This is a genomic window from Bacteroidota bacterium (assembly GCA_039821555.1).
In the GTDB taxonomy this organism is placed as follows: domain Bacteria; phylum Bacteroidota; class Rhodothermia; order Rhodothermales; family Rubricoccaceae; genus JBCBEX01.
Genome location: JBCBNX010000001.1, coordinates 235,057 through 248,622 on the forward strand (window position 1 = coordinate 235,057; position 13,566 = coordinate 248,622).

The window sequence follows — 13,566 nt, forward strand, 5'->3', positions numbered from 1 at the left end:
CACTGCCATGCGTACTCTGCTCTTGGTGCTCGTCAGCGTTGGACTCTCCATGTCTGCGCACGCCCAGCTTGACATCACTGCCCTGGAAACCCCCGTCACGGAAGACTTCAACACGTTCGACGGCAGCGGCTTCGCGCCCAGTCCAGCCGCAGGACAACTAGACTCGGACAACTTCATCGCTACGGGGTTCAACGGGGGAACGCTCACCTTCGGTGGGACGCAAACCAGTAGCGACTTCACCGGCACCACGAACACGGGCGGCGTGGGCACAGGCGGCATCTATGCTGCCGAGGTAGCCTCCGGCGACATCGCCTGGGGTGTGCAGCCCACCGGCGACGACTTCACGCCGGGGACCTACGTCGTCCAGGCGCAAAACAACGCGGGCTCGGCTTCGGCCTCGGCGACCATCCAGTACGAGGTGCACGTCTATAACGACCAGGGTAGGTCGAACTCGTTCGGCGCGCTGGGGTATGCCGTCGGGACGTGCGGCACGGAGCCAGGTAGCTACACGGCCGTGCCCGGAACCGAAGTAGTCTCGCCCGAGGCCGATGACGCGATGCCCGCCTGGGTCGTGACGGCGCGGTCAACCACGTTCCCCGTGGTGGTAGCGAGTGGCGACTGCCTGTATCTGGAGTTCGCGAGTGCAGACGTGAGCGGCAGCGGCTCGCGCGACGAGTTCGCGCTGGACGACCTCAGCGTAGAACTCTCGGCGACGGTCACCACGACCGTCGCACTCGTAGGCACGAGCGCTTCGGTCAGCGAGGGGGTCGGTACCACAGACCTCACAGTCAGCATCGCCAATCCATCCGGGACTACAGCAACGACGGTCGAGGTGGCACTCACCTCGGGCGACGCGGCCGATGTGGGGAGCTACACCACCCAAACGGTCACGTTTGCTGCGGGCAGCAGCGCCAATGAGACGGTGACCCTGACCGTGACAGACGACATGACCGTCGAGAGCAACGAAGACCTCGTCTTTACGCTTCAGAACGCGTCAGGCGGGGAGGGCGCCACGGTGAGTACACCCAGTACGTTCACCCTCACAATTCAGGACAACGATGGCGGCGTCTTCAGCCCTGGCGACCTCGTCATCACAGAGTTTATGGCCGACCCCGACTCGTCGAGCGGTGTCGAAGCGGGCGAATACATCGAGTTGTACAACACGACCTCGTCCGCGCTCGACCTCACCGGGCTCACCTTCGAGGACGATGACGGACAGTCGTTCACATTCCCCTCAATCATCCTCCAGCCCGGTACGGGCAGCGACAGCTTCGCGCTACTCTGCAACCGCGATATCATCCTCGGTGGTGTGGTGTGCGACGCCAACGTGTGCGACGACGGCGGCGACACGACCTGCAACCTGACTGATGATCCCAACCTCGACAACGGTGACGACCAGATCATCATCAAGTCGGGGAGTACCGTCATCGCGCAAGTCACGATCAGCGACGGCAACCCGAATGGGGCCGAGGTCGGCCGTGAACTCCGGGCCCTCTCGCTGGTGCCCGCCGACGGGCTCCTCACCGACACGCGGACGAATTCCGGCGGGACGCCCCAGGGCGCGCAGCGCGTGTTCGTAGATGCCACGACCGAGCAGGCCGACGGCAGCTTCGCTTCCCCAAGAGCGTTCGGCAACACCGCGGCGACGGCGGCTTCGATGACGCTCGGCGGCCAGCGCGGCACCGCCGACACCCTCGACGTTGGCTGGTACATGCTCTCGGTGCCCTCCACCGGCGTCACCCTGGCCGACCTCGCCGCCCAGAACCTCGTCCAGGGCGTCGACGGCTACTTCGACGACGACACCGACGCAGCAAACATCTACACGCTCTATGCGCCAGGGACTCCGGACGCGACGCTCGATTTCGTAGAGCCCGGCACGGACACCAACGACGACAGTGGGGTTGGCACGCCGACGGACGGAACGGACTATGAGTTCGTCCCCGGACGCGGCTTCATCTGGTACCACTACGACCTCGACCTGTCGTTGAGCGCGAGCAGTAGTACCCCGATGCCGTACACGCTGTCGGCCGTAGGTAGCGAGCCCGCTGGGCCGGTTACGTTCACGATCCCGGCCGGGGAATTCTACCTCGCTGGCAATCCCTACCAAAACTCGCTTGCGCTCTCGGGCGTGTCGCAGTCCGGAGGGAGTGGCACCCTGAGCGATGTCGTCCAGGTGTGGGACCCGTTCACCGAGGACGGTGGCGGGACGGGGGCCTACCGCGTATTCTCGCGCACCGCTGCTGACCTGATGGCCACCTGGCAAGGCTTCTTCGTCGAGAACACGGACGGCTCCAACACGGTCGATGTGTCTGTCGCCGACACCGATTCAGAGGGGGGCGTCTTCTACGGGCGGTACGCTTCGCTCGAACGGCGGCGGCTTGGCTTCAAGCTGAGCGGCCGGGACGCTGCGAACAACGTGGGCACCCTGGATGTCGCAACGGTCCTGCAGTGGATGCCTGGGGCAGAGGTCGGCGCCGATCCGTTCGATGGGTCCAAGCTTAACCCGCTCGGTGGCGCCTTTGGCACCCTAGCGTTTGTCGGCGAGCGGGCGGGCAAATCCATTCTACGGGCCGTGGACTCTCGACCATTGGAAGCCACAGACTTCGAGGTTGAGCTCGACTTCACCACCAACATCTCAGGCGCATTCACGCTGTCCTGGCCGCTCCTCGACAACGTCCCCGGCACGTGGCGCCTCGAACTCGAAGACCGAATGACGGGTACTGTCGTGGATCTGCGTTCCGATTCGCTCTACGCCTTCACGAGCAAGCCTGTTGGCGCACGTGCGTTGCCGACCCAGGAGCACCGCCAGGCAGAACTTGTGTTGCCGTCCTCGTTGCGCGCGACGCCCTCATGGCTGCAGGATGACGCTCGCGGTCAGGCGCCGCGCTTCGTCCTGCGCGTGGCCGACGGCAGCGTTGCGAACAGCGACGACATGTTGCCGCGCGGCTACACCTTGAGCGAGGTCTACCCGAATCCCTTCAGCCCCACTGCGGAGTTCACGCTCACGCTCGCCGATGCCCAGACGGTCCGGGCCGAGGTCTTCGATGCGTTGGGCCGACGCGTCGCCGTGCTCACGGATGGTATGCAGCCTCCAGGCACCCACCGCATTGAGGTTCACGGCAGTGGGTGGGCGAGCGGCCTCTACGTGATCCGCGTGGCCGGCGAGCAGTTCGTCGAGACCCGACGTGTGACGCTTGTGCGCTGATCGACGGCTTGCACACGCAGGGCCCGCCCGCCCCGGTTCGACGTCGGGGCGGGCGCGGTATTTTGGATGCTTCTGCCTATGCTACCCACCTTTGACGCTCCGTCATGCCTGCCTCGTTCGCCGCTGACCTCGACCGCCTGCGTTCTGGTGCGGTGACCCACAAGGGGCTCGTGGACGGGTTCCTGGCTCGGATCGACGCGCTCAATGGACAAGTCAATGCGCTGCTCTCAGTCTGCGCGGAGGATGCCCTCGCACAGGCACGCGCCTTGGATGCGCTGCAGGCCGCCGGCACCCTCGACCGAACTACGATGCCGCTGGCTGGCATGGTGATCGCCGTCAAAGACAACCTCAGCATCGAAGGGCAGCCGTTGACCTGCGGATCCCGCATGCTGGAGGGCTTCCGCGCACTCTACACTGCGACGGCCGTCCAGCGGCTCATGGAAGCGGGCGCCATCGTGATTGGGAAGGCGAACTGCGACGAGTTCGCCATGGGCTCCTCCAACGAGACGAGCTATTTCGGGGCAGTCCGCAACCCACACGCCCTCGACAGGGTGCCGGGTGGGTCGTCGGGCGGCAGCGCCGCAGCGGTGGCGGCAGGGTTCTGCCATGCGGCACTCGGCAGTGACACCGGCGGTTCGATTCGGCAGCCAGCTGCGTTCTGTGGCGTCGTGGGGCTCAAGCCGACTTACGGCCGCGTCAGCCGCTTTGGGCTCGTCGCCTTCGCGTCGTCGTTCGATTGCGTGGGACCGCTCGCTCACTCGACTGAGGACGTTGCCCGGTTGTTGGAAGTCATGGCTGGAGGCGATGCCCACGACATGACGAGTGCGCGGCACGACGTGCCACCCTTCGCGACCCGGCTGGACCGTGGAGTCGAAGGGGTTCGCGTTGGGTTGCCACGGGAGTACTTCGCCGAGGGCCTCGACCCCGCGGTTCGGACTGCTGTGGAAGCGCAAGCGGCACGCCTCGAAGACCTTGGCGCGACCCTCGTGGACGTATCGCTGCCGATGACCGACGCTGGGATTGCCACGTACTACGTGCTCACTACGGCCGAGGCGTCGAGCAACCTCGCACGTTTTGACGGCGTGCGCTTCGGCCACCGCGCGGCCCTGCCAGCGGGCTCCTCGCTAGACGACATGTACACCGCAAGCCGCACCGAAGGGTTTGGCACCGAGGTGAAGCGCCGCATCCTGCTCGGCACCTACGTGCTCTCGGCGGGCTACTACGACGCGTACTACGAGAAAGCGCAGCGCGTCCGTACCCTGATCCGTCGCGACTTCGAGGCCGCCTTTGATCGGTGCGACGTGCTTTTGACGCCCGCAACTCCCGCTGCACCGTTCCGCATCGGGGCCAACCTCGACGATCCGCTGGCGATGTACCTCTCCGATGTCTACACGGTCCCAGCCAACCTCGCTGGCATCCCAGGCCTCGTGGTGCCGGCCCGGACGCCGTTGCCGGAAGAACACGAGGCTGCTGGACTGCCGGTCGGTGTCCAACTGCTCGGCCGCTGGTTTGACGAAGCGACGCTGCTTCGCGTCGGGGCGTCGTTGGGCCGGTAGGAACGCCCCAGCAGGTGCACCGGATGGGCTTCGCTCCTGCCGGTTGGAGATGCCACAGGGGGACGTCAGACTTTGGGATGACAAGGCGAAGCGGAACCTAGGCATAACGACGCCGCCGGGTGATAGGCAACGAGCCGAATATCAGTGGCGATACTGAGACTAGATTTCTCTACTTGGCGTCGCATTTGTGAGCAGGGGAGGCTACCACCAAACTCACCGCACCTCCATGTTTCGCCCCCTCCTCCGGCACGGTCTCGCTGCCCTCGGCCACCTCTATCCGCTCCAGACTGGGTGCGGTCAACTCTCTCGTTCACGACTCTGCCGCTGGGCTGTGGAGGGCGATGGCATCCAGGACGCGCGCCTCCGAAACGGCATGACGCTTCGCGTCCCGCTTACCGAGTTCGTCGGGCGCGCCGTGTACTACTTCGGCGATCTCGATCCCAAGATCACCTGGGTCCTGCAGCGCCTTCTCCGACCCGGCGACACCGTGCTGGACATCGGCGCCAATGTCGGGCTCGTCTCGCACTACGCCGCAGGGCTTGTCGGTCCTCACGGCCGCGTGCATGCCTTTGAGCCGCAGCCCCAACTTGTTTCCCTGATGGAGGCCTCGGTACAGGCAAACAGGTTGGGCAATCTGCACATCCACAACCTCGCTTTGGGCGATGAGGAGGCGCACCTCGACCTGTTTATCCCCAGCCACAACTACGGCGCGGCGTCGCTCGTCGTGGAAGCGGGGACTGAGGGCGAACGCGTGCGTGTCCCGGTGCTCAATGCCACCAACTACTTCGAAGAGCTCGGCGTGGACCAAGCTCGGCTCGTCAAGATGGACGTGGAGGGCTATGAACCGACCGTGCTCCGCGGAGCCGCGCGCTTTCTCGACCATGTCGGGCCGCACTTCATATTGCTCGAACTGAACCGGGCAGGCCACCACGGCGGCAACGACGAGGCCGTGCAGTTGCTACGGCGCCATGGCTACGTCTTCTTCAACATCCCTCGGCGTCCACTTGCCAACATGGTCATGCGCTCCGGCGGCATCAACGGTTGGAGCCACGACGTGATCGCTGTCCACGGAAGCAAGGTCGCGGAAGCCGAACGCCTCCTTCCCGTTCGCACTCGTCGTGCGGAACCGGCTACGCGGGGAGAGCTAGTCCGCGTGCCAGCAGTCGCCTAGCGCGAGGGGGGAGACGCGGGGGCACGCGTGAAGACGTAGCTTGCGGTCAACCCGTAGGCCATGTCAGATCTCCACATTCTCACCGCCGGGCAGCCGATCCCAACCGATCCCGGATATGCCGTCCTTGTCGATAAGCCAAAGGGGCTGTCCTCGTTTGGCGTCATCCGACGGCTGCGGCGTTTCCTCGGCATAAAAAAGATCGGCCACGCAGGCACGCTCGACCCGATGGCGACGGGCCTGCTCATCTGCTTGGTTGGGCGTGCTGCGACGCGCGAGCAGGACCGCTTCATGGGTCTGCCAAAGGAGTACACCGGCACCATTCGCCTCGGCGAGACAACGGCGTCGTACGACGCCGAAGCGGAGATCCTAGACGTCGTGTCGATGCACGGCGCGCCCTCGGCTGCGGAGATGGAAGAGGCGCGACAGCACTTCCTCGGCGAGATCGACCAGGTGCCGCCCATCTACTCGGCGATCAAGCAGGGCGGCGAGCGGCTCTACAAGAAGGCCCGCCGCGGCGAAAATGTCGAGATCAAACCGCGCCGCGTTACCGTGACCCGCTTTCAGGTCGGCGAGGCACGCCAGGAGAAGCCAGGCACGTTCGATGTCGACATAGAGGTAGCGTGCTCGAAGGGAACCTACATCCGCAGCCTGGCCCACGATTTCGGACAAGCACTCGGCGCTGGAGGGCACCTCGTGGCGCTACGTCGCGAGGCCATCGGTGAACACCGAGTAGCGGATGCCTGGACCATAGAAGGCCTGGAGGCAGCAACCCGTCAAGGGGACTGAGCACTGGCAATCGTTTCGGGCAATCTTCGACGAGACGCCGCGGCCGGAAGCAGGACCTGCCCGTAGTTTTCTCGTCTGTCGATACATGACGCATACCGCCCGCGCAGCATGGCTCGCGAGTGCGTATGTTCTCCCCGGAGGGGTGCCGGAGTGGTCGAACGGGGCGGTCTCGAAAACCGTTGTGCGCTTTGCGTACCGGGGGTTCGAATCCCTCCCCCTCCGCCGCGAACCGATGTTCGCACAAGCCTGCTCGTTCTCACGGGCAGGTTTTTTTGTGGAACGACGTTGTAGCTTCCGCTCATGCCGACGCCGCCGGACCCTGCCGACCCGTACCGCCACGACAGTCCGTGGCGACGCATGGCTGCCGCGGTGTTCGCTGCGCCGACCGATGCCCGACTCTCCGTGACCGTCGACGTGGATGTCTCCGAGGCGGTCGCATTTCTCGAAGCGGGACGCCGACCTGGCGTACGGCTCGGCCTGGTGCACCTCGTGGCTGCCGCCATCGCGCGCACGATCGACGAGGACGTGCCGGCCATGAACACCTACCTCCACCGCGGACGAGTCCGCGCCAAGCGCTCCCTCGACGTGCTCTTGACGGCGAAGGTGCCAGGTCGTGATGCGTTGACAGAGATCAGGCTCGCCGCTGCACATACCCAGACGGCGTACGCCCTAGCCGAGGCTGCGCACGCCGGACTGCGCCACCTGCGTACGCCACAGGGACGACGGGCAACGAAGAAAACCTACACGCTAGCACGCATCCCATGGGCTGTCCGTCGGCCCGTTTTCAAAGCGCTACGTGGCATGACGTCGGGCCTCGGTCTAGCGCTGCCTGCCTTCGATATGGCGCCGGAATCGTTCGGGACGGTCGTGCTTTCTGAGGTTGGACGCTTCAAGCACCGCGAGGCCCCCTTCTGGACGCGCTCAGTGGATGGGCCGCTCGTCCCAGCCGCCCGCGGTACCACCGTCGTGTGGCTGATGGAGCCACGCCCCATGCCCGTCGCCACGGGAGAAACCACCATCGGTCGCATCTGCGCACCGCTCTCCGCCACCTTCGACCACCGGCTCGTGGACGGACGACACGTCGGGGTGTTCTTCAGCGGTGTCGCGCGCCGACTGCGCGACCCTGCACGACTGTGCGAGCCACCACGCGGCTGAGCGTGCCCCCAGTAGGAGTCGAACCTACACGCCCTTTCGGACACCAGATCCTAAGTCTGGCCTGTCTACCAATTCCAGCATAGGGGCAGGAGGTTTAAAGGTACGCCACCGCGTTGGCGCCGGAACCGGTCGGGCGTCGCCTTCCCACATGCTTCGCAAGCCGAAAAGGACGGGCGCGTATCTTCAACGCCCCCTTGCATTCCTGCCATTCTCACTGGATCCACTCTTCCGATGAACCGATCGTTGTTGCTCTTCCTAGCCGCCGCCCTTGTGTGGGGCTGTGGCACTGTCACCCCCACGACCGCGCCCGACCCCGCGCCAGCCATGGCTGAGGCGGTCGAGGAGGCCGAAGACACGGCCGAAGAGATGATGGACGACGCCGAAGACGCCATGGAGACGATGGAAGAGGACATGGAAGCGATGGCTAGCGCCGCACCGCTCTCGTTCGACCCCGACACCGTCCAGGCCGGTCGCTTCGACAACGGGCGCATGTTTACGCTCGACAACCCACCGCTCGACTACTTCCGCGAGCGCTACAACTTCACGCCGGACGCTGACTGGTTTGAGCGGGCCCGCCTCGGCGCTATCCGCCTCCCCAACTGCTCGGCCTCGTTCGTGTCGCCGCACGGGTTACTCCTTACCAACCACCACTGTGGGCGCTCCAGCCTGACCGAGGCGACCCGTGAGGGCGAAGACCTGCCCCGCGATGGCTTCTATGCCGAGACGCTGGCCGACGAGCGCCCCGTGGACTACCCCGCCGAGCAACTCACCGAAATCATTGATGTGACCGCGGAAGTCGAGGCCGCCGCTGACGCCGTAGAAGGCGACCAGGCGCGCAGCGCCGCCCGCGACGAAGCCATCGAAGCCATTCAGACGCGGCTTGCTGAAGAGCGGGGTGGGGAAGAGGCTGGCGTGAGCGTAGAAGTGATTACGCTCTACGCCGGGGGCCAGTTCAAGGCGTACATCTTCCAGAAGTACGACGATGTCCGTCTTGTCTTCGCGCCGGAAGACCGCCTTGGCAAATTCGGCGGTGACCCGGACAACTTCACCTACCCACGCTACAGCCTCGACTTTACGCTCTTCCGCGTCTACGACGACAACGGCGAGCCGGTCAGTTCGGACGTCTACTTCCCGTGGTCGGACAACGGTGCGGCCGAGGGCGACCTCGTCTTTGTGATCGGCAACCCCGGCTCCACGACGCGCCTCCAGACCGTCTCCGAGCTGCTCTTCCGCCGCGACTTCACGGAAGCCTACATCCTCCGTCTGCTCGCGACCCGCGAGGTGGCGCTCAAGCAGTTTATCGACGCCAACCCAGACCACCCGCAGACGCCAGAGGTACGTGACAGCTTCCTCGGGGCTGCCAATGGCCGCAAGGCCTACACGGGGCGCGTAGAGGGTCTCCAGGACTCCTACATCATAGCTCGCCGTCAGGCTGCGCAGGACGACTTCCGCGCCGCCATCATGGCCGACCCGGCGATGGCGGAGGAATATGGTGGCCTTTTCGACGCCATCGCAGCCAACCGCGATGCTGCCCGGTCCGACGCTCCGCTCTTTGGCGCGCTCCTAGCGATCACGAGCCCCGCCTATGCCTCGCAGACGATGCGCCGGGCACTGCTGAGCTACTTCTACGCCGCACAGAAGTCGAGCGGCGTGCCGGAGGAAAACCTGGCCGGGCTGAAAGGCAACATCCTGTCCGAGGACATCCCCAGCGAGCTCGACGCGCTGATGGTAGAAGCACGCCTCCGCGACTTCCAGTTCTACCTGGGCGAGGACGATCCGCTCACGCAGGCGGCCCTCGGGGGTATGGATCCGGCAGAGCGCGCCCGGATGCTCGTCGCCAACACGGTCTTCGCCGACTCCGCAGCCACCGCAGCCTTCCTGGCATCGGACGACATCCTGCAATCGGACGACCCGGCCTTTGCCATCGCGCAGGCTCTTGCGCCGCGCTTCGGCATGATGCAGCAGGCCCAAGGCCAGTCGGGCGCCGAGCTCGAAGAGCTGTCGAGCCGCCTCGCCCGCGCCCGCTTTGAGGTCTACGGCGAGTCGATCCCGCCGGACGCGACGTTCTCGCTCCGCATCTCGGACGGCGTCGTGAAGGGCTACGAATACAACGGCACCGTCGCCCCGGCCTTCACCACCATGTTTGGGCTCTACGACCACTACCACTCGTACTGCGACGCTGACGGCACAGCCAAAGACGACCTCTTCACGAGCATCGACGGCGCGGCCAACTGCGACTGGGACCTCCCCGACAACTGGCTCAACCCCGGCGCAGGCTTCGACTACACCACCCCGATGAACTTCGTCTCGACAAACGATATCATCGGTGGCAACTCGGGTTCGCCGGTGCTCAACCGCGACCTCGAGATCGTCGGCGTTGCCTTCGACGGCAACATCAACAGCCTGCCGGGCAACTACATCTTCGACGACACCTTCAACCGCACTGTCTCCGTCGACTCGCGCGGCATGCTCGAATCGATCCGCGACATCTACCAGGCGACGCGCCTCGTGGAAGAGCTCACGGAGGGCACGCTGCCGGAGTAAGGCGCGGCTGAACCAGGCTCCATACAGAAAGGGGAGCGGTCTTCGGGCCGTTCCCCTTTCTCTGTTCAGGGCCGTCCCTATGCCAGGATTGCTCCCCCCACTTGCACACCTGCAACGGTGCGCAAGCTGTCCCTCTCGTGTCTAAGGGGGCAGTCCGAGGAGCGGCGTAGTGCGAAGACGACGCAGGACAGTGAGGGTACATCCCGTGAGTCTGTCGCGAACCAGCACGAGGCTCAAGCCCGAGCGGCTTCCAGTTCGGTCTGCAACGTTTCGAGCTCGTCCCAACGCTCGTAGGCGGCCTCTAGCTCGCCTGAGAGCTCGGTGAGCCGTTTCTGTGTCGTCTCGTAGACGTCCGGTCCCTGCGTGTAGAAGTCAGGCAGAGCCATCGCCGCGTGGATCTCGCCCTGCTCCACTTCGAGCGTCTCGATCTGGCTCGGAAGCGCGTCGAGTTCGCGCTGCTCTTTGTATGACAGCTTCGTCTTGCCGCCACGCGGCTTGCCGTTCGAGGTCGAAGTGGGCTGTTTTGGCTTGGAGGCTTCAGCCTTGCGCTGCTGCTGTCGCTGCTTCTGTCGCAACCAATCCGCGTAGCCGCCTACGTACTCGTTCACGATGCCGTCGCCCTCGAAGGCAAACGTGGAGGAGACGACGTTGTCGAGGAACGCGCGGTCGTGGCTGACAAGGAGGACGGTGCCGGGATACTCTCCGAGGAGGTCTTCGAGGAGGTCGAGCGTCTCCAAGTCGAGGTCGTTCGTGGGCTCGTCGAGGACGAGGACATTCGAGGGCCGCGCGAAGAGGCGGGCGAGGAGCAGCCGGGCTCGCTCGCCACCCGACAGCACACCAACGGCCTCGCGGGCGCGCTTCGGTTCGAACAGAAATCGCTTGAGGTAGCTCATCACGTGGACGGGCTGCCCGTTGACCTGCACCGTGTCGGTCATACCGTCGGTGACGGCTTGCTCGACCGTCATCGTGTCGTCTAGCACATCGCGGTGCTGGTCGAAGTAGGCCACTTCGAGATTGGTACCGTGTTCGACGGTGCCAGCATCGGGATTGAGTGTACCGAGGAGCAGCCGCAGGAGCGTGGTCTTGCCTGCGCCGTTGGGGCCGATAAGCCCGACCTTGTCGCCGCGCTGGATCGTCGTCGAGAAAACGCGGACGACGGGCAGCGCTTCGCCTTCGGCAGCGGGCCAGGCGTAGGCGATGTCATTCGCCACGATGACGCGCTTGCCGGAGCGGCTCGCGGTGCTGATTTCGGCCTGCACCTCGCCGACGGTCTCGCGGCGGGCGGCGCGCTCGTCACGCATGGCCTTGAGCGCGCGCACGCGGCCCTCGTTGCGCGTCCGACGTGCCTTGATACCGCGCCGGATCCACGCCTCTTCCTCGGCGAGCTTTTTGTCGAACTGCGCCTGCTCGCGCGCCTCGATCTCAAGCAGCTCGTCGCGACGCTGGAGGAACGTGTCGTAGTTGCCCGGATAGCTCTTGAGCACACCTCGGTCCAGCTCGACGATGCGCGTGGCGAGTGCTCGAAGAAAGGCGCGGTCGTGCGTGACGAAGAGCAGCGTGCCGCTCCAGCGCTTCAGGAAGCCCTCCAGCCACGTGATCGCGTCGAGATCGAGGTGGTTCGTCGGCTCGTCGAGGAGGAGGAGGTCGGGCTCGGCGACGAGGGCGCGAGCGAGGCGGGTGCGGCGCCGCATGCCGCCCGAGCCATCGTCGTAGCGCGCCTGCGGGTCGAGGTCCATCTGCGAGCACAGCGCCTCCACGCGGTGCGCGTTCGCGTGCCGGTCGAAGCCCTCGGGCAGGCCCTCGGCAATTACGTCGAACACCGTCAGTCCAGGCGCTTCAGGTGCGGCCTGCGTCAGGTAGGCGACCCGCGCGCCGGAGCGCAGCCGCACCTCGCCCTCGTCCGGCGCGACCTGCCCAGCGATGATCCGCAGCAGCGTCGATTTGCCCGTCCCGTTGCGCCCGACAAGGCACACGCGCTCGCCGTCGTCGAGGACCAGCCCCGTGCTGTCGAGGAGGCGCGGACCGCCTAGGCTCAGCGAAACGTCGTGGAGCGTGAGGACGGGCATCGGTTTCGAGAAAGGAGAGGAGTAAAGAATGAAGAGCAGTCCGGGCAGGGGACTTCGAGCCGGGTCAAAACGTTGAGCGGCCCGACAGGATCGGCGTTCACCAAAACCTAGCCCCATGCCCTCGACCTCGCTCTCCCCCGACCGCGTGCGCGGCGCGCTGCTCGGCACCGCCATCGGCGATGCGCTCGGCATGCCCATCGAGCACCTGAGTCACCAAAACGTGCGGCTCTACTACAAGGGCATCAAAGAATACCGCGCCGACGAGAAGCGCGGTGAACTCGACGCCGGACAGTGGACGGGCGATACGCAGCGCATGCTTGCCCTCGCCCGCGTATTGGCAGACTCCGCCACGCGAGGAGGGCATCGAGAGCGTCTTCGAGGAGCACTGAACGAACTGCTCCCCCACGCGCGGCGCTGGGAGCCGGGTCTGCTGGAGGCGTTGCAGCAGGCAACGACGTTCGCGGCCCCGTCGAATGGGGCAGCAGTCACGATGGCTCCGCTCGGTGCATGGCTGTCGAAAGCAGAATCCGTGGACGAGGACAAAAAATCCGATCTCGTCCCATTGATGAGCGCGACGCACAGTCATCCCGCATCCGTGGCTGCCGCCTACGGGCACGCCTTCGCCGTCCGAGCAGCGCTGCTGGCAGAGGCAGACTCCTTCAACGTGGATGCGTTCTGGGAGGCCGTTCATGCCGAGACGCTCGCTGTCGAGCGAAGCTCCGGCGACACCGACACCTCGGTCTCAGACCGACTCGCCGCGCTTCGGGATAATCTCGACGACTTCCCGCTCGATCTCCAGGACGCGTGCGGTGGGACGGGGGTGCACGCCAGCGAGTCGTGGCCGTTCGCCCTCGCCATGTTTGCGCGCAACCCACACCTGCCCGAGACCACGCTCCTGTCCGCGATCAACGTCGGCGGCGACGCAAACTCGGTGGGCGCGCTGTGCGGGGCGCTACTCGGCGCGCTCAACGGCGCCGACGCGTTCCCGCAAGCCTGGCACGACGGCCTCGAAGCCCGCGACCAGATCCTCGCGGTGGCCGATGCGCTGATGCGTTAACGCCCTGATTCGATGACGCCCTGATG

8 protein-coding genes and 2 tRNA genes are annotated in these 13,566 nt (G+C 65.5%); 8 read left to right on the forward strand and 2 right to left on the reverse strand.

Translation table 11 applies throughout. The annotated features are described in order from the left end of the window. Positions 1–7: 7 nt before the first annotated feature. The 6 genes from AAFU51_00960 (at position 8) to AAFU51_00985 (ending at position 7,873) form a co-directional block, all read left to right on the forward strand. Positions 8–3,205, forward strand: coding sequence for a lamin tail domain-containing protein (locus AAFU51_00960; protein ID MEO1569816.1), 3,198 nt, complete (start codon positions 8–10; stop codon positions 3,203–3,205). 104 nt (positions 3,206–3,309) lie between these two features. Next, positions 3,310–4,761, forward strand: coding sequence for an Asp-tRNA(Asn)/Glu-tRNA(Gln) amidotransferase subunit GatA (gene gatA, locus AAFU51_00965; protein MEO1569817.1), 1,452 nt, complete (start codon positions 3,310–3,312; stop codon positions 4,759–4,761). A 226-nt stretch (positions 4,762–4,987) separates the two neighbouring features. Continuing rightward, the gene (locus AAFU51_00970) at positions 4,988–5,932 is read left to right on the forward strand and encodes an FkbM family methyltransferase (GenBank protein MEO1569818.1); all 945 of its coding nucleotides are present in this window, start codon (positions 4,988–4,990) and stop codon (positions 5,930–5,932) included. Positions 5,933–5,992: 60 nt separating this feature from the next. Next, positions 5,993–6,718 (forward strand): tRNA pseudouridine(55) synthase TruB, encoded by a 726-nt coding sequence (gene truB, locus AAFU51_00975; protein ID MEO1569819.1) that lies wholly within the window; start codon positions 5,993–5,995, stop codon positions 6,716–6,718. Between the two features lie 136 nt (positions 6,719–6,854). Then, positions 6,855–6,940, forward strand: a tRNA-Ser gene (locus tag AAFU51_00980). A gap of 78 nt (positions 6,941–7,018) precedes the next feature. After that, on the forward strand, positions 7,019–7,873 hold the full coding sequence (locus AAFU51_00985) for a 2-oxo acid dehydrogenase subunit E2 (GenBank protein MEO1569820.1): 855 nt from the start codon (positions 7,019–7,021) through the stop codon (positions 7,871–7,873). A 3-nt stretch (positions 7,874–7,876) separates the two neighbouring features. Here AAFU51_00985 and AAFU51_00990 read toward each other — a convergent pair. Further along, positions 7,877–7,960, reverse strand: a tRNA-Leu gene (locus AAFU51_00990). A gap of 144 nt (positions 7,961–8,104) precedes the next feature. On the opposite strand from AAFU51_00990, the gene AAFU51_00995 reads away from it, so the two are divergent. After that, positions 8,105–10,417, forward strand: a complete 2,313-nt coding sequence (locus tag AAFU51_00995; GenBank protein ID MEO1569821.1) for a S46 family peptidase — start codon at positions 8,105–8,107, stop codon at positions 10,415–10,417. Between the two features lie 233 nt (positions 10,418–10,650). Here the strand turns inward: AAFU51_00995 and AAFU51_01000 are convergent, their stop codons facing one another. Next, positions 10,651–12,483: an ATP-binding cassette domain-containing protein gene (locus AAFU51_01000; GenBank protein ID MEO1569822.1), complete on the reverse strand. Its 1,833-nt coding sequence runs from the start codon at positions 12,481–12,483 to the stop codon at positions 10,651–10,653. 115 nt (positions 12,484–12,598) lie between these two features. On the opposite strand from AAFU51_01000, the gene AAFU51_01005 reads away from it, so the two are divergent. Next, complete coding sequence (locus AAFU51_01005; protein ID MEO1569823.1) at positions 12,599–13,540, forward strand: ADP-ribosylglycohydrolase family protein; 942 nt, start codon at positions 12,599–12,601, stop codon at positions 13,538–13,540. The last annotated feature ends 26 nt before the right edge of the window (positions 13,541–13,566 follow it).